General features: G+C 65.1%; 17 protein-coding genes. 8 read left to right on the forward strand and 9 right to left on the reverse strand.

Going from position 1 to position 16,726, the window contains the following annotated elements; genetic code table 11:
• The first annotated feature begins 2 nt into the window (after nucleotides 1-2).
• The 3 genes from ACGYLX_RS07790 to ACGYLX_RS07800 are packed head-to-tail and all read left to right on the forward strand — an operon-like array spanning nucleotide 3 to nucleotide 1,434.
• The gene (locus ACGYLX_RS07790; RefSeq protein ID WP_394448401.1) at nucleotides 3-476 is read left to right on the forward strand and encodes a GNAT family N-acetyltransferase; all 474 of its coding nucleotides are present in this window, start codon (nucleotides 3-5) and stop codon (nucleotides 474-476) included.
• Nucleotides 473-955: an RNA pyrophosphohydrolase gene (locus ACGYLX_RS07795; RefSeq protein ID WP_322328814.1), complete on the forward strand. Its 483-nt coding sequence runs from the start codon at nucleotides 473-475 to the stop codon at nucleotides 953-955. The genes ACGYLX_RS07790 and ACGYLX_RS07795 overlap by 4 nt, the downstream gene beginning before the upstream one ends.
• Nucleotides 952-1,434 (forward strand): hypothetical protein, encoded by a 483-nt coding sequence (locus ACGYLX_RS07800; protein WP_394448404.1) that lies wholly within the window; start codon nucleotides 952-954, stop codon nucleotides 1,432-1,434. Before ACGYLX_RS07795 ends, ACGYLX_RS07800 begins: the two co-directional genes overlap by 4 nt.
• A 13-nt stretch (nucleotides 1,435-1,447) precedes the next feature.
• Here ACGYLX_RS07800 and ACGYLX_RS07805 read toward each other — a convergent pair whose 3' ends face one another.
• Genes ACGYLX_RS07805 through nth form a run of 3 tightly spaced genes read right to left on the reverse strand, consistent with a single transcriptional unit; the run spans nucleotide 1,448 to nucleotide 3,674 of the window.
• Nucleotides 1,448-2,041, reverse strand: coding sequence for a GNAT family N-acetyltransferase (locus ACGYLX_RS07805; RefSeq protein WP_394448406.1), 594 nt, complete (start codon nucleotides 2,039-2,041; stop codon nucleotides 1,448-1,450).
• 2 nt (nucleotides 2,042-2,043) lie between these two features.
• Nucleotides 2,044-3,033, reverse strand: coding sequence for an adenosine kinase (locus ACGYLX_RS07810; protein WP_394448409.1), 990 nt, complete (start codon nucleotides 3,031-3,033; stop codon nucleotides 2,044-2,046).
• Complete coding sequence (gene nth / locus ACGYLX_RS07815) at nucleotides 3,030-3,674, reverse strand: endonuclease III (protein ID WP_209216671.1); 645 nt, start codon at nucleotides 3,672-3,674, stop codon at nucleotides 3,030-3,032. Before nth ends, ACGYLX_RS07810 begins: the two co-directional genes overlap by 4 nt.
• Nucleotides 3,675-3,785: 111 nt before the next feature.
• Between nth and ACGYLX_RS07820 the strand changes: the two genes are divergently transcribed.
• Complete coding sequence (locus ACGYLX_RS07820; RefSeq protein ID WP_394448411.1) at nucleotides 3,786-4,688, forward strand: methylated-DNA--[protein]-cysteine S-methyltransferase; 903 nt, start codon at nucleotides 3,786-3,788, stop codon at nucleotides 4,686-4,688.
• 98 nt (nucleotides 4,689-4,786) lie between these two features.
• Nucleotides 4,787-5,443: an OmpA family protein gene (locus tag ACGYLX_RS07825; RefSeq protein ID WP_067265672.1), complete on the forward strand. Its 657-nt coding sequence runs from the start codon at nucleotides 4,787-4,789 to the stop codon at nucleotides 5,441-5,443.
• Between the two features lie 56 nt (nucleotides 5,444-5,499).
• On the opposite strand, the gene ACGYLX_RS07830 is transcribed toward ACGYLX_RS07825, so the two are convergent.
• The gene (locus tag ACGYLX_RS07830) at nucleotides 5,500-6,537 is read right to left on the reverse strand and encodes an NAD(P)/FAD-dependent oxidoreductase (RefSeq protein WP_394448413.1); all 1,038 of its coding nucleotides are present in this window, start codon (nucleotides 6,535-6,537) and stop codon (nucleotides 5,500-5,502) included.
• Between the two features lie 58 nt (nucleotides 6,538-6,595).
• Here ACGYLX_RS07830 and mnmD point away from each other — a divergent pair, with 58 nt between their 5' ends.
• Nucleotides 6,596-7,270 carry a tRNA (5-methylaminomethyl-2-thiouridine)(34)-methyltransferase MnmD gene (mnmD, locus tag ACGYLX_RS07835; protein WP_394448416.1) on the forward strand — a complete coding sequence of 225 codons (675 nt, stop codon included), beginning with the start codon at nucleotides 6,596-6,598 and terminating at the stop codon, nucleotides 7,268-7,270.
• Complete coding sequence (locus ACGYLX_RS07840; RefSeq protein ID WP_394448418.1) at nucleotides 7,267-8,145, forward strand: DMT family transporter; 879 nt, start codon at nucleotides 7,267-7,269, stop codon at nucleotides 8,143-8,145. The genes mnmD and ACGYLX_RS07840 overlap by 4 nt, the downstream gene beginning before the upstream one ends.
• On the opposite strand, the gene ACGYLX_RS07845 is transcribed toward ACGYLX_RS07840, so the two are convergent.
• Complete coding sequence (locus tag ACGYLX_RS07845; RefSeq protein ID WP_394448421.1) at nucleotides 8,110-10,074, reverse strand: transglycosylase SLT domain-containing protein; 1,965 nt, start codon at nucleotides 10,072-10,074, stop codon at nucleotides 8,110-8,112. The two genes, ACGYLX_RS07840 and ACGYLX_RS07845, sit on opposite strands and share 36 nt — an antisense overlap.
• A gap of 125 nt (nucleotides 10,075-10,199) precedes the next feature.
• Between ACGYLX_RS07845 and dapA the strand changes: the two genes are divergently transcribed.
• Nucleotides 10,200-11,075: a 4-hydroxy-tetrahydrodipicolinate synthase gene (gene dapA, locus ACGYLX_RS07850; protein ID WP_067265665.1), complete on the forward strand. Its 876-nt coding sequence runs from the start codon at nucleotides 10,200-10,202 to the stop codon at nucleotides 11,073-11,075.
• Between the two features lie 60 nt (nucleotides 11,076-11,135).
• Here dapA and ACGYLX_RS07855 read toward each other — a convergent pair whose 3' ends face one another.
• From ACGYLX_RS07855 to ACGYLX_RS07870, 4 genes are read right to left on the reverse strand one after another with little or no spacing between them, the layout of a single operon-like run.
• The gene (locus ACGYLX_RS07855; protein WP_394448424.1) at nucleotides 11,136-12,011 is read right to left on the reverse strand and encodes a dimethyl sulfoxide reductase anchor subunit family protein; all 876 of its coding nucleotides are present in this window, start codon (nucleotides 12,009-12,011) and stop codon (nucleotides 11,136-11,138) included.
• The gene (locus tag ACGYLX_RS07860) at nucleotides 12,011-12,769 is read right to left on the reverse strand and encodes a 4Fe-4S dicluster domain-containing protein (protein WP_394448427.1); all 759 of its coding nucleotides are present in this window, start codon (nucleotides 12,767-12,769) and stop codon (nucleotides 12,011-12,013) included. Before ACGYLX_RS07860 ends, ACGYLX_RS07855 begins: the two co-directional genes overlap by 1 nt.
• Before the next feature lie 49 nt (nucleotides 12,770-12,818).
• Nucleotides 12,819-15,635, reverse strand: coding sequence for a molybdopterin oxidoreductase family protein (locus ACGYLX_RS07865; RefSeq protein ID WP_394448430.1), 2,817 nt, complete (start codon nucleotides 15,633-15,635; stop codon nucleotides 12,819-12,821).
• Nucleotides 15,632-16,726, reverse strand: a complete 1,095-nt coding sequence (locus tag ACGYLX_RS07870) for an acetate/propionate family kinase (RefSeq protein ID WP_394448432.1) — start codon at nucleotides 16,724-16,726, stop codon at nucleotides 15,632-15,634. Before ACGYLX_RS07870 ends, ACGYLX_RS07865 begins: the two co-directional genes overlap by 4 nt.

Below are 16,726 nucleotides of genomic sequence, written 5' to 3' on the forward strand. Positions count from 1 at the left end.
GGATGGCGCGGGCAGAGGCGGCGTTGCGTGATGCGGCGATGGCGGATCATGACGCTTTGGGGCGGGTGATGTTCGACGCGATCCACCATGGGACAAGCGCCTATAGCGCAGCGGAGCGTGCCGCGTGGCTCCCCACACCGCCACGGGGGCCGCAGTGGTCGGCCAAGTTGGGCGAGCAGCAGGTGGTGCTGGCCGAACGGGTGGGGCAGGTGATCGGTTTTATCACGCGGGAGCGGGGCTATATCGATCTGGCCTTCATCGCCGCGCCCGCGCAGGGACAGGGTGTCTTTCGCGCGCTTTATGGGCGGGTCGAACAGGCGGCGGTCGCCGCGGGCGAGAGCCGGTTGCACACCCATGCCAGCGTGATGGCGCGGCCCGCCTTTGAGGCTATGGGCTTTCGTGTTATCGCGACAGAGCGCATCGCACGGTCGGCTGAATATCTGGACCGCTTTGAAATGGAGAAGATACTGACATGACCCCCGAAGAGATTGCCAAACTGCCCTACCGCCCTTGCGTCGGCGTGATGCTGGTGAATGCCGAAGGGGAGGTCTTTGTCGGCCAGCGGCGTGATCGAGATCAGGACGCTTGGCAGATGCCCCAAGGCGGGGTCGACAAGGGCGAGGCCGCGCGCGATGCGGCCCTGCGTGAGTTGGAGGAAGAGACCGGCATCCCCAGCAATCTGGTGCGGATCGAAGCCGAGACGACAAGCTGGCTGCCCTATGATCTGCCCCATGAACTGGTGCCCAACATCTGGAAAGGCCGCTACCGGGGGCAGGAACAGAAATGGTTCCTCATGCGTTTTCTGGGGCAGGACGATCAGGTCAACATCCAGACGGCTGAGCCTGAATTCTCGGAATGGCGCTGGATGCCCGCAGATCAACTGGTCGCGCATATCGTGCCGTTCAAACGCGCGGTCTATGCGGCGGTTCTTGAAGAGTTTGAGGAGAAGTTATGACACGGATCATCGCCTGCGCTCTCGCCACTTTGGCCCCGCTGCCCGCGCTTGCGCTCAGTTGCCTGCCCCATTCGGTTGAGGCGACTTATCAACGCGCGGCCAAGGCCGAGGAAAGTTATGTCGTGGTGCAGGGGCGTCTGACCTTTGACGCCAGCGCCCTGCCAAAGGGTGGCACCATCGGGATCAACCCGCCCGAAGAGACGCCGATCCGGGCGCAGATCAGCGGCAAGGCGCTGTCGGAAGGGAGCTTTGACGTGCCCTTTGACCAGCCCTTGACGCTCAACGTTCAATGTTTCGGCCCGTGGTGCGGCTCTGCCGAAGAGGGGGATGTTCTGGCCTTTCTCGAACGCAAGCCGGATGGGGCCTATGCGCTGGAAAGCAACCCCTGCGGGGGCGACCTCTTCGGCTCTCCGAAGCCTGCCATGGTGGATAAGGTGATCGCCTGTTTCCAAGGGGCGGAGTGCACGCCGGTTCGGTGATCCGGCGGCGGTCTTATGCCTCGATAAGCGGCACCTGCGGTGCGGCATCGCGGGGCAGCAGCCCTGTGAGACGCGGATCGTCGTCGATCTCGACTTGACGGCGCACTGGGGTGAAGCCTGACCGCACATAAAAGCCAAGCGCCTGTGGGCTGTCGTTGGTGCAGGTATGCAGGTGCAGCCGGTTGATTGGCTTTTCCCATGCCAGCGTGATCGCTTGGTTCATCAGATACCGCCCCGAGCCGCTGCCGATCAGCGCAGAGGTCAGCCCGAAATAGGCCAACTCGCAGCTGCCGTCTTCGGGGAAGTTCAACTCAAGCAGCGCCTCGTCCTTGCCATTGCGGGTCAGCGTATAGAAGTCCCGCGCCGGGTCTTGCAGCAGCGCAGAGAGGGCCGCGTCATCCAGTTTGAGCCGCCCGTACCAGAGCCAATCCATCCCGACACGCCGGAAAATGTCCCGAAACCAGTCGGGCGTCGGTGTGACCTTCCGAAAGGTGACACCCTCGGGCAGGGGCACCTCCCGCAGGCTGGGTGTGGCGTCCATCTCAAGATGGGTCACCACCACGGCGAGTTTGCCGGGCGGGACATCGTGAAAACCGTTCTCGATCATGGTCAGACCAGCCCTTCGGCCTTGAACAGGGCCATGATGTCAGTCTGGGGGCGGGGGCCGATGTGGCGGATCACCTCGCCCGCGCAGATGTTGCCCATGCGACCACAGGTCTCAAGATCGCGGCCCGTGGCAAGGCCATAGAGGAAGCCCGCCGCGAATTGATCGCCCGCGCCCGTGGCATCCACCGGCACGACCTTTTCGACCGGCACGTCGACCCGTTCCGCACCCCGGACCAGCGTGACCCCGTCGCCCGATCGGGTGCAGACCACCAGCGGGCAAATCTCGGCGGTTTTGGCCAGTGCGGCTTCGGTGTCGTCGGTTTCCCAAAGGGCGCGAATCTCGGCCTCATTACCGATGACATAGCCCAGATCGTTTTCGATCAGCGCGAGGAAGTCGTCGCGGTGGCGCTCCACGCAGAAGGGGTCGGAGATGGCGATGCCCGCCATGCCGCCGCCCGCCGTCGCGGCCCGCGCGGCCTCGCGAAAGGCGGTTTTGCCCGCCTCGTGGTCGAAGAGGTAGCCTTCGAGGAACATCAGCTTGGCCTTCTCCGTCACCGCCTGCGGCACATCGGTCGAGGTCAGCCCGGTCGAGATGCCGAGATAGGTGTTCAGTGACCGCTCCCCATCGGGGGTGACGAAGATCATGCAACGCGAGGTCGGGTTCTCGCCCTCCGCCACGGGGGCGTTGACGAAATCGATGCCGATATCGGTCATCGCCTTGGCATAGAACTGGCCCAGCTCATCATCGCGCACCCGCCCGATAAAGGCGGTCTTGAGGCCCAGCGCGCCCGCGCCCGCCACGGTATTGGCGACCGAGCCGCCCGGCGTCTGCACCCGGTCTTGCATCGCGGCATAGAGGTCTTCGGCGCGGTCACGCTCGATCAACTGCATGATGCCTTTCTCGATGCCGTTGTCGGCAAGGAAATTGTCATCGGCATGGGAGATCACGTCGACGACGGCGTTGCCGATGCCAACCACTTCGTATTGGGTCATTCTGTTTTGTCCTCGTATTGGCACAGGTCACGGATGATACAGGTGCGGCACAGGGGTTTGCGAGCTTTGCAGTGATAGCGGCCATGCAGGATAAGCCAGTGATGGGCATGGCGCTGGAAATCGGCGGGAATGTTGTCTTCGATAGCGCGCTCGACCGCGTCGACCGTCTTGCCCGGTGCGATCCCGGTGCGGTTGCCAACGCGGAAGATATGCGTGTCCACCGCCTGCGCAGGCTGGCCCCACCACATATTGAGCACCACATTCGCGGTCTTGCGCCCGACACCCGGCAGCGATTGCAGCGCGGCGCGGGAATTGGGCACCTCGCCGTCGTAATCGTCGACAAGGATTTGGCTCAGCTTGATGACGTTCTTCGCCTTCTGACGGTAGAGGCCGATGGTCTTGATATGGTCGATCAGCCCCTCAAGCCCCAGATCGAGCATCTTTTGCGGCGTGTCGGCGATTTTGAACAGCTCGCGCGTCGCCTTATTGACACCCGCGTCGGTCGATTGCGCGCTCAGCGCCACGGCCACGACGAGCGTATAGACATTCACATGCTCCAACTCGCCCTCGGGCTCAGGCTCTGCCTGTTGGAAGCGGGCGAAGATCTCGCGGATGGTATGATAATCAAGTTGGCGGGCCATGGCTCAGGGTATGCGATGAATGGCGCGGCAGGGCAAGCGGGGGCGGGGCGTGGGGTGCGATGGCGCAAGAAACGGGTCGCACGGGGGCAAGGGCGCGGCTAATCTGGTGGCATGACACAGATCGCACAGCTCTCTCCCGCGCCCGAAGATCAGGGGTACCACTATCAGGTGATGCGCCGCGCCATCGCCCTGATTGACGAGGCCGAGGACCCCAAGCAACTCGATTGGATCGCGGGCGAAATGGGCATGTCCGCCGCCCATTTCCAGCGGCTGTTCTCGCGCTGGGTGGGGGTCTCGCCCAAGCGTTACCAGCAGTATCTGATGCTGGATCAGGCCAAGGTCATGCTGCGAGACCGTTTCACCACGCTGGCGGCGGCGCTTGAATTGGGGCTGTCGGGCAGCGGGCGGTTGCATGATCTTTTCCTGCGCTGGGAGGCGATGAGCCCTGGTGAGTTTGCCCGCAAGGGCGCGGGGCTGACGATCTACTGGGGTTGGTTTGACAGCCCCTTCGGCCCGACACTGGTGATGGGCACCGACAAGGGCATCTGCGGGCTCGCCCTGTCGTCGGAAGTGGGGGAGGATGCGGCGATGGCAGATCTTTGCAGCCGCTGGCCGCTCGCCAATTTAGTGGAGGCCCCCGCGCAGTTGCAGGCATGGGTCGACGCCGCCTTTGGGCGGCGGAAAGACCCCGAGGCCAAAGCGCCGCTGTATCTCATCGGTGCGCCCTTTCAGATCAAGGTTTGGGAGGCGCTGCTGAGCATCCCTTCGGGGCAGGTGACCACCTATTCCGAAATCGCGCAGAGCATCGGCAGCCCCCGCGCCGTGCGTGCCGTGGGCACGGCGGTTGGGCGCAATCCGGTGAGTTGGCTGATCCCCTGTCACCGGGCGCTGCGCAAAAGCGGGGGCTTGGGTGGCTACCACTGGGGGCTGCCGGTGAAACGCGCAATGCTCGCCTTCGAGGCGGCACGGGCAGAGGCGCAAACATCCCCCGCTGGGCGGGTTTCTGCCGAATAGCGGCTATATGTAATGTTTTTGGGAACTTTGCGTGCCTATATTGCGTTCACGTCAAGATGCCCCGCCCGAACGGGGCCGCAAACATGAAGGCAGTAGACATGATTTCTTCGAAGATGACTTTGGCCGCCGCTCTGGCCGGCGCGATGACACTGGGTGCCTGTACGCAGCCGATGCAGCCGGGCAATGGCGATCCCAACCAGCGGACCAAGAATGGCGCTTTGATCGGTGCGGGCGTCGGGGCCCTTGCCGGTGCGATTTCCGAAGGTGACGGCAAAGGCGCGCTGAAAGGCGCTTTGATCGGCGGCACGATCGGCGCGGGCGTCGGCTATTCGCTTGATAAGCAAGAGGCAGAGTTGCGCGCCGCGATGGACAGCCGCGTGGTGATCACCAACACCGGCGACCGTCTGATCGTGACCCTGCCGCAAGACATCCTCTTTGCGACCGACAGCACCAGCGTATCGCCCGCCCTGCGTGACGATCTGGCCGCGCTGGCGCAGAACGTGAACATCTATCAGAACTCCACCCTGCAAGTCGTGGGCCACACCGACAGCGATGGCGAAGCGGCCTATAACCAGCAGCTTTCCGAGCGTCGCGCGCAGGCCGTGGGCAACATCCTTCTGTCCAACGGTGTGCCGCAGCAGCGTTTGCAGACATTCGGTCGTGGGGAAAGCCAGCCTGTGGCAAGCAACCTGAGCGCCGCTGGCAAAGCGCAAAACCGCCGGGTCGAGATCGTGATCCTGCCCAACGCGCGCTAAACCGCAGGTTGAAAGTGACAGAGAACCCCGGCCAGTGGCCGGGGTTTTTTGTTGGCCTAGAGGTTGTCCTCGACCCTGAAACCCTCGGGGATGGCATCGCGCCCTTCGAGCAGAAGATCGGCCATGACCTCTGCCACTTTCGGGGCCATGCCGAAGCCGATTTTGAAGCCGCCGTTGGCGATGTAATGCCCCGGCTTGCCCGGCCACGGCCCCAGCATCGGCGCGCGGCTGCGGCTGCGCGGGCGCAGTCCGGCCCAGCGTTCGACGACCGGCGCGTCTTGCAATGCGGGGACCGCCGCGCGGGCCTTGGCGATCACTGCATCGAGCTGTGCATCGGTGCCGTCAGGGCTGTCATATTCTCGCTCAGTGGTGCCGCCCACAGCCACTGTGCCATCCAGATGCGGGATCACATGGACCCCATCGGCAAAAAGCTGCGCTGCGCCGCCCCGGTCCAACCGCAGGAGCGCGGCTTGCCCTTTGATGCCCGCGCCAACCAAACGCGGATGGCCCGCATTCAGCGCCTCCAGCCCCGCGACCCCAGTGGCCCAGAGGGTCAGACCCGTATCGGGGGCCTCGGCCACGATCTTAACGCCCCTGCCCGCCAGCGCCGCGACGAGGGCGGCACAGGCGTGGCGCGGGTGGACGAGGGCGCTTAGCGTGTCGCGGATCAGCCAGCCGGTGGGGCTCTGCGGGGCCCAATCGCGGCTGTCGGCGCGGATCAACTCCCACCGGGCGCGGCCTTGCCAAAGCGCGGCTGCGGTGTCCTGCCGTTGCCGCGCCAGCGCGAGGGCCGCGTCATCCGCAACCGGCTGCAAACGCCCGCTGCGGATATAGCCGGGCGCGCGACCGCCCTCGGCCTCGACCTCGGCCCAGAAGGCTTCGGCGCTGAGCAGGCTCTCAAGCTGAAAGGCTTTCTTGGCGTTCCAATTCTCCGGCACATGCGGCGCCAGCGCGCCCACGATCCCGCCCGAAGCCCCCGCTGCCGGTCCCGCCGGATCGACCACACGGACCACCGCCCCGCGCCGGACGCAGGCCCAAGCCACCGATAGGCCAAAAATCCCGGCCCCTCTTATGGTTACATCCACCATTGCCATTCCCCGCCAGCTTGCGCAGTGTCTGCGCGACTTCTTTCCCCCTCTAGCAGGACGTGCCGTGCCAGACCAGAATGCCCAGATCACTTGGCGCGCGGGCCAAGTGCCCGTCTCGACCCAGTTCGATGACCCCTACTTCAGCTTGGAGGATGGCGCGGCAGAGACGGCCTATGTCTTTCTGGCGGGCAATGACCTGCCTGAGAGGTACCGCTCCGGCTTTCACATCGCTGAACTTGGTTTTGGCACCGGGTTGAACCTGTTGCTGGCATGGGATGCTTGGATGCGGGCGGGCCATGACGGGCCGCTGCATTTCACGAGTTTCGAAGCCTACCCGATGCACCCCGAGGATATGGCGCAGGCCCATGCGGCCTTTCCCGCGCTCGACGGGCGGCGCGATGCGCTGACAGCGGCGTGGGATGGCACGGGTGGCGTGTTGGAACTGCCCGGCCTGCGGGCCGAGATCATCATCGGAGACGCACGACAGACCCTGCCTGGGTGGCAGGGGCAGGCCGATGCCTGGTTCCTTGATGGGTTTTCACCGGCCAAGAACCCGGAACTGTGGGGTGATGATCTGATGGCCGAGGTGGCCCGCCATACCGCACCGGGCGGCAGTGCTGCGACCTATACCGCCGCGGGCTTCGTGCGCCGGGCCCTCGCCGCGGGCGGTTTTGAGGTTGCCCGCATCCCCGGCTATGGCCGCAAACGCCATATGACCCGCGCGCGGATGCCCGCATGAGCCAGTCCAACAACATCCCGCTCGGCATCATGCTGATGATCGCCACGACGATGGTCTTCGCCGTTCAAGATGGGCTGTCACGCCATCTGGCCGAGAATTACAACGTGCTGATGGTGGTGATGATCCGCTATTGGTTTTTCGCGGCCTTTGTGATCGCGCTGGCAATGCGCAAGGCAGGCGGTATCCGCCGCGCCGCCGCCACGACACAGCCTGCGGTGCAAATCCTGCGGGGCGTGCTGCTCTCGGCGCAGATTTGCACGATGGTGCTGGGCTTCACCATTCTGGGGTTGGTGGAGAGCCATGCGGTCTTTACCTGCTACCCGCTTTTGGTGGCGGCGCTCTCCGGTCCGATCTTGGGTGAGAAAGTCGGCTGGCGGCGGTGGGCCGCGATTGGTGTGGGCTTTGTCGGGGTGCTGGTGATCTTGCAACCCGGGCTTCGCGTGGTGGATCCGGCCGCCGCGATCCCGCTGGCAGGGGCGGCGATGTTTGCGGTCTATGGCCTGCTGACCCGCTATGTCGCGCGGCGCGACACGACGGCGACGAGTTTCTTCTGGACGGGCGTCACCGGCGCGGCGGTCATGACGGCGGTCGGCATCTGGTTTTGGGAGCCGATGACGCCGGGCAACTGGCTGTTGATGGGCACGCTTTGCATCACTGGGGTCACGGGCCATTGGCTGCTGATCCGCTGCTACGAGGTGGCCGAGGCCAGCGCGGTGCAGCCCTTCGCCTATACGCAGCTGATCTTTACCGTGATCATCGGCCTGTCGGTCTTTAACGAGGTGCTGCGCCCCAGCGTGGTGCTGGGCGCGGGCATGATCGTGGCGGCGGGGCTGTTCACCCTATGGCGCGAACGCCTTCAACGTCGATCCGGTTAACTCTTCGCTAAAGGGGATTGGCAGCGGGTCTTTTCCCAGACGGGCGCGATAGACGGGCAGGCTTTCGGTCACCCGCATGACGTAGTTCTGCGTCTCACGAAAGGGGATCATCTCGATCCAATCGACGATGTCGATCTCACCCTTGCGCGGGTCGCCATAGGTCGCCATCCAGCGCCGCGGGCGGCTAGGGCCCGCGTTATAGGCCGCCGACATCATGGAGACATTGCCGTCGAAAAGTCCCGCCATTTGTGACAGATAGGTCGCGCCAAGCCGCGCGTTGTAATCGGGATCGGCGGTCAGGCGGTCCGTCGTGTGTTGGCCTGAGATGCCCAGATCGCGCGCCACGTCCCGCGCCGTGGCGGGCATGATCTGCATCAAACCGCGCGCGCCGACGCCGCTCTGCACATTGGGATCAAATTCGCTTTCACGCCGCGCGATGGCGAGGGTCATCTCGGTCGCCATCGGCAGGTCTTTCTCCACCAGACTGTGCAACGCGTAATAGGGGGCGGGAACCTCCAGCCCCCGCTGCGCTGCGCGTTTGCCGATCATCACCGCGATATGGGGCTGGCCCACGTCGATCGCGGCTTGCCCCAGCAGGGCGATGTCTTCGGGGACGAGCTGCTCGGCCAAATGGGTCCAGAACCGCTCGGCGGTGGACAGCTCGCCCGAGGCTTGCAGCAGCAACCCGGCCTCAAACAGGGGCGCACGGGCCAGCGGAGAGCTGCGCCAGTCTTGCTCAGGTGCTGCGCCTGCGAGCTTTTCGTCAAAGGGGAGGCCGCCCCGTTCGGCGGCCAGCAGCCCGTAGAAGGAGGTTTGGTATTTCGCCCCCATGGCATAGGCTTTCGCCGCGCCTTCCGCATCGCCCATCGCCTCTAACGCGCGGCCCTGCCAATAGCCCGCGCGGCCTTGGCTAATGGGGGATTCCACGGCGTTGTCGTGGTTCTGGAAATGGCCCAGAGCGGTGGTGGGGTCGTCCAAGAACCGCAGCGCGATATAGCCCGAGAGCCATTCGAGATCGGCATAGTTCGAGCCATCGGTCAGAAAATGCTGCGACGCCAGCCGGTAGGCCGTCCGCGCCTCGCCATTGCGCATTTCATCCCGCGCCAAGGCACGGCGGCGATTGGCCCATTTAGGGGGCTGGCCCAGGGCCTCAGCCGAGGTCGAGCGCGCCAGCATCAAATCCTCGGCATCTTCGCGCAGCCCCTTGCGGATACGCCATTCAAAGCGGTCATGGGCCAACCCCGGCGCATCGGCCTTTGAGGCGGGCAGGGCGTCGATCTTGGCGTTCACGTCGCTTTCCAGCTTTTGCAGGGCGATGCGGGTCTCGGCCAGCGCCTTGTCGGCGCTTGAAACCAGATCGAACATTTGCCGCGCTTCGGAATGTTCGCGCTGCCAGAGCATCTCTTCGAGCCGCGCCGCGTGATGGGGGGCCAGAAGGCTGCCATGCGCCTCGACAAATAGCGCCTGACTCGTGGCGTTCATCGGCATGGTCCGCCACGCCAGAACAAGGTTTGCCTCGGCCTCACCGCGCTGCCCGCTGTTGATCAGCGCCCCGGCATGGGCCAGCACGCCGCGCGGGGTCTGCGGGGCCATCGCCGAAAAGAAATCCAGTATATCGCTTTCAGACTGTTTGATCACCGCGGCTTCGGTCTGTCTGCGCAAATACGCCTCACCGGGCCAGTCGGGCCTGCGGTTCAGGAAATCGCGAGCTTGCGTATAGGTGCCGCGCCCGGCGCGCAGCCGGTGCCATTCGATCACATCGGCGGCGACCTGCCCGTCACGGGCGGCCAGCGCCGCAGCTGCGTCCCAATTGCCGCTGCGCATCGCATCCATTGCCCAGCCCAAAGGCCGCGGGCGCTGCGCTTCCGCAGGCACGGTCAGGACAAAAACACTCATGAGGATCGCCATCAGGCGCGTCATCGCTTGCATTTCCCACGTCTCCGAGGCTAGAGCCTTGCAACATATGGCTTGGGCGCCGTTTATCAAACCGTAGCGCCCGCAAAAGCCCTCATCCAGTCCGGTTTTCCGCCGGCCAGCACTTAAGGAGCGTGCACATGTTCAAAGGCTCTCTGCCTGCCCTCGTCACGCCGTTTCGCAACGGCGCGCTGGATCTGGATACGCTTAAGAAACTTATCGAATGGCACATCGGCGAAGGGTCGAGCGGGCTCGTCCCCGTCGGCACCACTGGCGAATCCCCCACGCTGAGCCATGCCGAGCATGAGACCGTCGTCGAAGAGGTGGTCAAAGCCGTCGCGGGCCGCATTCCGGTCATCGCAGGCGCCGGGTCGAACAACACGGTCGAAAGCATCCGCCTTGCCCGTCACGCCGAAAAGGTCGGCGCCGATGCGCTGTTGGTGGTGACGCCCTATTACAACAAGCCGACGCAGCGCGGGCTGGTGGCGCATTTCACCGCCGTGCATGACTGCTGTGAGTTGCCGATCATCATCTACAACATCCCCGGCCGTTCGGTGGTAGATATGATGCCCGAAACGATGGGCGAACTGGCCCAGTTGCCGCGCATCGTCGGCGTCAAGGACGCGACTGGCGATCTGGCGCGGGTCTGCGATCAGCGCATTACCTGCGGCCCGGATTTCTGCCAGCTCTCGGGCGAAGATGCCACGGCGCATGGGTTCAACGCCCAAGGCGGCGTCGGCTGCATCTCGGTCACCGCCAATGTCGCACCGCGCCTTGTGGCGCAGATGCAGGCCGCCTGCCTTGAGGGCGACTATGCCAAGGCGCTGGAATTGCAGGACCGTTTGATGCCGCTTCACAAGGCGATCTTCACCGAACCGGGGCTCGTGGGCGTGAAATACGCCATGTCGCGGCTCGACCTCTGCTCGGACGAGGTGCGCCTGCCGCTCACGGAACTGACCGACCCGACCAAGGAACTGGTCGATGCGGCCCTGCGCCACGCGGGGCTCATGAACTAAGCCAAATGTAAACAGGTTGGCCGATACGAAGAGGGGGTGGAGACACCCCCTCTTTTGCGTTCAGCGTTTGCCGTAATAGAAGCCGACCACATGTTCGGCTTGGGCAAAGAACAGCCAGCGCGCGGTCAGCACCCCTGCCGCATGGCTCAGCACCGCGAGGCCGGCGGCAAGGTGGTGAAACACGGGCGAGAGCAGCAGCAGAAGCGGCAGGAGCACCATCAACGCAATCGCGATCACCCGCAGTTTCAGCGCATGTTTGCGCCCGATCTGATAGACGAATTCCCGTAGCAGATAGTTGCTGCCAGTATGGGGTGGCTCAAAGGCGCGGACACTGCCCTGCGGCCCCAACCGCGTCGCGCTCGCGATATCGCTGTTTGAGGCCGCAAGCGCCCGATCCCCGCGCCACCATGTGGCGATCTGCACCGCCCCGGCCAGCGCCAGCAGGATCATCGCCGCCGTCACCTGCCCCGCCAGTAGGGCACCGCCAGCGATGCTGAGCGACAGGAAATTCAGCGGCGTCATCACGCTGTGCCAGCGCGGCACGGTTTTCATCTGGGTATAGATCATCGCCGTGGTCAGCACCGTGAGCAGCGACAGCGCCGCACCGATCACCCCCAAGGGCCAAAGCCGCGTGTCGTAAAACACCAACCCCGCGCCATAGGCAGCCATGACCAGCAGCGCCGCGACCGAGGCCCAAGCCTCGCGGCTGAGCCAAGAGCTGCGCCATTGGGTGAAGGCTTTGAGCGCACGCTCCGGGCGGCCGAGGTGGAAGGTCGAGGCGATGAGCCCGCCCACGGCCAAGAGATAGGCCAGCGCGAAGAAGACGAAAGCGACCCAGCCGGTCACCGCAGGCAGGCCGATCCCGAGCCATGCAAGCAGGCCAAATCCCATACCCGACAGGCTGCTGAACAGAATAACGGAAGGCGCGGGATGCATCAGAGCTTCTCCAAAGTGCGGTCGAGCCAGCCGAGAAAGCCCTTCGGCCCCTCGTCCACCGGGGCGAGGAAGGGGGAGAGCACGTCGATCTCGCCCTCGGGAGGGCCAAGCGTGTCACGCGGGCGCGGCGGCAGGTATTTGTTGACCGGTTTGGTGCCCTGTTCGGGCATCAGGTCCACGCCGCCACGCTCTGCTACAAGCTGGCTGACAGCGCTGTCGGGATCGCCCAGATCGCCGAAATGCCGCGCGCCCGCGGGGCAGGTGCGCACGCAGGCGGGCTGGCGGTCTTCCTCGGGCAGGTTCTCGTTGTAGATCCGGTCGACGCAGAGGGTGCATTTCTTCATCACACCGGCTGCCTGATCCATCTCGCGCGCGCCGTAGGGACAGGCCCAAGCGCAGAGGCCGCAACCGATGCAATCGCTTTCGTTGACCAGCACGATACCGTCCTCGACCCGCTTGTAGCTCGCCCCTGTGGGGCAAACGGTGACGCAGGGCGCGTCCTCGCAATGCAGGCAGGATTTGGGGAAATGGACCAGTTGCGCCGCGCCCGCCTCGGGCTGGACCTCGTAGCTGTGCACGCGGTTGAGGAAGGTGCCAGACGGGTCGCCGCCATAGGCGTCTTGGTCCGACAGCGGTGCGCCGTAGTTCTCGGTGTTCCAGCCCTTGCAGGAGATCACGCAGGCATGGCAGCCGACGCAGGTGTCGAGGTCGATCACGAGGCCGAGTTTGCGCTCGGTTTGGTCGGGAAGGGTGGTCATGTCTGGCGGTCCTGAAGGGGCGTTCTCGCGGCGCGGGGGGCGAAGGGGGTCATTTGCCCACCTTCCACGCGATGTCGCGCGGCGCGGGCGGGACAGGCGAGCGTTGCGGGGGGATCTCCGGTTGTGCCTCGGCGGGGGGCGCGGTCTTTTCGATATGGACCTTGAGGTCGAACCACGCGGCCTGTCCGGTGATCGGGTCGGAGTTGGACCAGCGCAGGCCGTCGCCCTTGGGCGGCAGAAGCTCGTGGATCAGGTGGTTGAGCAGGAAGCCCTTCGTCGCCTCCGGCGCGTCGCGATCCAGCGCCCATGCGCCCTTGCGCTTGCCGATGGCGTTCCATGTCCAAACGGTATGGGGGTTCAGCGCGGCCATCTCCATCACTGGCACGGTGATCCCGCCATGGGGCGAGGTCACGCGCGCCCAATCGCCGTCCTTCAGACCCTTCGCGCGCATGATTGCGGTGGGCAGGTAGAGCGGGTTATGCCCATGCAGCTGCCGCAGCCAAGCGTTCTGGCTGCCCCATGAATGGTACATCGCCATCGGGCGTTGGGTGAGGGCGTGGACATCGTAGCCCTGCGTGCCCTCGGGGTCGCTTTCGTACCAATGCGGCAGCGGTGTCATGAACTGCTTGATGCGCTCGCGCAGATGGTCGGGGGGCTGGCGGTCGCCGTGGCCCTCGGCGGCCAGCTGGAAGCGGCGCAGCGGCTCCACGTAGAGCGAGAAGAGATAGGGTTGGGGCGTGTCGTAAATCCCCATGCCTACGGCCCAGTCCTGATAGGCGGCGTTCCACGGTTTGTAGTATTGCGCCTCGGCGGGAATGTGATGGGCCGAGAAGCCGCCGTTCTCGATGTAGCGGTCGATCTGCTCGGGGTTCGGGGCGCCGCGGCCGCTTTGGGTGCCTTCCTCTCCGCGGAACCCGGCCAGCGGGCCGATGCCGGGGCGGCGTTCGTGGTTGGTGATGTAATCGGCGTAGTCGCGGTACTTTTGACTGCCGTCCTCGTTCACGAACCCGGGCAGGTCCAGCCGCGCGCCAAGATCGCAGAGCACCGATTGGAAGCCTCGCACGTCGCGGTTCGGCTCAACCACCGGCCAGCGGATCGCATCGGCGGCGGCGTCTGCCTCGCTGATCGGGCGGTCGAGGAGCGAGATGCAGTCGTGACGCTCCAGATAGGTCGTGTCGGGCAGGATCAGGTCGGCATAGGCCACCATCTCCGACGAATAAGCATCGGAATAGATGATGCGCGGGATCACGTAGTCGCCGTTCTCGTCGGTGTCGGTCAGCATCTCCATCACCCCGCCGGGATTCATGGAGGAGTTCCACGACATGTTGGCCATATAAAGAAACAGCGTGTCGATCTTGTAGGGATCGCCCGCATGGGCGTTGGAAATCACCATATGCATCAGCCCATGGGCCGACATCGGGTTTTCCCATGTAAACGCCTTGTCGATCCGCGCGGGGCTGCCATCGGGGCACAGCGCCAGATCGTCGGGGCCTTGCACGAAGCCCAGATGCGGCCCGTCGAGCGGCCCGCCCGGCGTGGCCTTGCAATGGGGTTTGGGATGCGCAGAAGCGGGCTTGGGGTAGGGCGGTTTGAAGCGGAAGCCACCGGGCACTTCTACGGTGCCGAGGATGATCTGCAGCACATGCAGCGCGCGGCAGGTCTGGAAGCCGTTGGCATGGGCCGAAATGCCGCGCATGGCGTGGAAGGACACCGGGCGGCCGGTCATCTTCTCGTGACGTTCGCCGCGGAAATCGGTCCAGGGCTGGTCGATCTCGAAGGCCTCGTCGAAGGCCACCCGCGCCAGTTCGGCGGCGATGGCGCGGATGCGCGGCGCCGGGATGCCGCAGCGCTCGGCCACGGCCTCGGGGGTGTAGTCCTCTCCAAGGTATTCTTCGGCCATCCGGTGGAACACCGGGCGGTGGGTGATCCCGCCCGCGCGGTAGGTCGCGGAGAGGTCGGGGCGGACGCCGGGTTGGTCGAAGGGGGTGAGCTTGCGGGTCTTGCGGTCGATCACCAGTGCTTTGCCGTCCGCGTCGCGCAGTTGCAGGCCGAACTCGGGCGACTTCGGGTCGCCGTTCAGCAGCACCGGCGCGTCAGTGTAGCGCGCGAGGTAGTCGAGATCGATGCGACCGGCCTTCATCAGGCAGTGGATCAGCGACAGGATGAACAGCCCGTCGGTGCCCGGCGTGATGCCGACCCAATCGTCGGCGATGGCATTGTAGCCGGTGCGAATGGGGTTCACCCCGATCACCCGCGCGCCGCGTTTCTTCAGCTTGCCCAGCCCCATCTTGATCGGGTTGCTGTCGTGATCCTCGGCGACCCCGAAAAGCATGAAAAGCTTGGTGTGGTCCCAGTCGGGCTGGCCGAACTCCCAGAAGGCGCCGCCCATGGTATAGATCCCCGCCGTCGCCATGTTGACCGAGCAGAAGCCGCCATGCGCCGCATAATTCGGCGTGCCGAAAGCCTGCGCCCAGAGCGAGGTGAAGCTTTGCGACTGGTCGCGCCCGGTGAAGAAGGCGAGTTTCTCCGGCGCCTCATGGCGTAGCGGCTCCAGCCAGCCGGTGGCGATCTCAAGCGCCTCAGCCCAGCTGATGTCTTCAAACTCGCCCGAGCCGCGGGGCCCTACGCGTTTCATCGGGTTGCGCAGCCGCGCCGGGGAATTGTGCTGCATGATCCCCGCCGAGCCCTTGGCGCAGAGCACGCCGCGGTTCACCGGGTGGTCGCGGTTGCCCTCGATATAGGCGACCTTGCCCTTCTTCATATGCACGTTGATGCCGCAGCGGCAGGCACACATGTAACAGGTCGTGCGGCGGACCTCGTCCGAGACCTTGGGCGACAGATCGAGCGGCGGCTGGGAATGCGTCATGAGGGGGCGGGGGCTTTCAGCAGGGCAAGCGCTTGGCGCGCGATATGTTTCTCTTCGGCGGCGGGGATGATCCACGAGGGAATATTTCCCGCCCAGCGGAGGTTTGCAAGAACCTTTTCCCTCACCGCGGAATCGTTCTCGCCAATCCCGCCGGTGAAGGCGATGCCGTCGATCCCGCCCATGGCGGCGATCATCGACCCGGCCTGACGGATGATCCAGTAGCAAAAGTGGTCGCGGGCAAAGCGGGCGCTTTCGCTGTCGTTTTCTGCCAATTGGCGCATGTCGGCGGTCTGGCCCGACAGGCCGAGCAAGCCGCTTTCGTGGTGCAGCAGTCTTTGCGCGGCTTCCAGTCCAAGATCGCCCACCAGATGCAGCACCGCGCCCGCGTCGATCTCGCCCGCGCGGGTGCCCATCGTCAGCCCGCCCAAGGGTGAGAAGCCCATGGTCGTGGCGACCGAGCGGCCTTTGCGGATCGCGCAGAGCGATGCGCCGTTGCCCAGATGCAGCGCCAGCAGGCGGTCGGGCAGGGGGGCGCCGGTTTGGGTGGTGAAATTCCGCACTAGGCTCTCGTAGCTGATGCCGTGGAAGCCGTAGCGGCGCAGGGCGGCGGTCTCGGGCTTCTCGGGCAGCGCGTAGCGGCGCGCCACGTCCGGGTTGGTGCGGTGAAAGCCCGTGTCGAAAGCGGCGAATTGCGGCAACTCCGGCATCAGCGCTGCAAGGGCGTCGATTGCGTTAAGGTGATGCGGATTGTGCAGCGGGGCCAACGGTTGCGCCGCGGCGATGGCGGCGCGCACGGCGGGGGTGACTTCCGTTGTCTCGACCAAATCCGGGCCGCCGTGCACCACGCGATGCGCGGCGGCGCTGAGGTCAGCGGTCGCGATCCCCGTGTCACGCAGCCCCGCCAGAATGGCGGTGAAGGCGGTGCGGTGGTCTGGCAGGGCTAGGGGCCGTGCCGGAGCCTTTCCCACACGCAGGGCGCCAGTCTGGCCGATGCCCTGCGCCTCAATCCGCAGGGTTTCAGACAGCCCGCCGTTAAAGACCGCCGCCTTGATCGACGACGAGCCTGCGTTGACGACGAGCACCAGCGGCAT

It is taken from the genome of Sulfitobacter sp. 1A13496 (genome assembly GCF_043557225.1).
GTDB lineage: Bacteria > Pseudomonadota > Alphaproteobacteria > Rhodobacterales > Rhodobacteraceae > Sulfitobacter > Sulfitobacter faviae.

What these genes read in the sequence shown, in the direction of transcription:
- ACGYLX_RS07830 (WP_394448413.1), bottom strand. Translation starts at nt 6,537, where the DNA reads ATGGCAATGGTGGATGTAACCATAAGAGGGGCCGGGATTTTTGGCCTA.
- ACGYLX_RS07820 (WP_394448411.1), top strand. Translation starts at nt 3,786, where the DNA reads ATGACACAGATCGCACAGCTCTCTCCCGCGCCCGAAGATCAGGGGTAC.
- ACGYLX_RS07860 (WP_394448427.1), bottom strand. Translation starts at nt 12,769, where the DNA reads ATGACCACCCTTCCCGACCAAACCGAGCGCAAACTCGGCCTCGTGATC.
- ACGYLX_RS07825 (WP_067265672.1), top strand. Translation starts at nt 4,787, where the DNA reads ATGATTTCTTCGAAGATGACTTTGGCCGCCGCTCTGGCCGGCGCGATG.
- nth (WP_209216671.1), bottom strand. Translation starts at nt 3,674, where the DNA reads ATGGCCCGCCAACTTGATTATCATACCATCCGCGAGATCTTCGCCCGC.
- ACGYLX_RS07805 (WP_394448406.1), bottom strand. Translation starts at nt 2,041, where the DNA reads ATGATCGAGAACGGTTTTCACGATGTCCCGCCCGGCAAACTCGCCGTG.
- ACGYLX_RS07870 (WP_394448432.1), bottom strand. Translation starts at nt 16,726, where the DNA reads ATGCCGCTGGTGCTCGTCGTCAACGCAGGCTCGTCGTCGATCAAGGCG.
- ACGYLX_RS07855 (WP_394448424.1), bottom strand. Translation starts at nt 12,011, where the DNA reads ATGCATCCCGCGCCTTCCGTTATTCTGTTCAGCAGCCTGTCGGGTATG.
- ACGYLX_RS07795 (WP_322328814.1), top strand. Translation starts at nt 473, where the DNA reads ATGACCCCCGAAGAGATTGCCAAACTGCCCTACCGCCCTTGCGTCGGC.
- ACGYLX_RS07845 (WP_394448421.1), bottom strand. Translation starts at nt 10,074, where the DNA reads ATGCAAGCGATGACGCGCCTGATGGCGATCCTCATGAGTGTTTTTGTC.
- dapA (WP_067265665.1), top strand. Translation starts at nt 10,200, where the DNA reads ATGTTCAAAGGCTCTCTGCCTGCCCTCGTCACGCCGTTTCGCAACGGC.
- ACGYLX_RS07840 (WP_394448418.1), top strand. Translation starts at nt 7,267, where the DNA reads ATGAGCCAGTCCAACAACATCCCGCTCGGCATCATGCTGATGATCGCC.
- ACGYLX_RS07810 (WP_394448409.1), bottom strand. Translation starts at nt 3,033, where the DNA reads ATGACCCAATACGAAGTGGTTGGCATCGGCAACGCCGTCGTCGACGTG.
- ACGYLX_RS07790 (WP_394448401.1), top strand. Translation starts at nt 3, where the DNA reads ATGGCGCGGGCAGAGGCGGCGTTGCGTGATGCGGCGATGGCGGATCAT.
- ACGYLX_RS07800 (WP_394448404.1), top strand. Translation starts at nt 952, where the DNA reads ATGACACGGATCATCGCCTGCGCTCTCGCCACTTTGGCCCCGCTGCCC.
- ACGYLX_RS07865 (WP_394448430.1), bottom strand. Translation starts at nt 15,635, where the DNA reads ATGACGCATTCCCAGCCGCCGCTCGATCTGTCGCCCAAGGTCTCGGAC.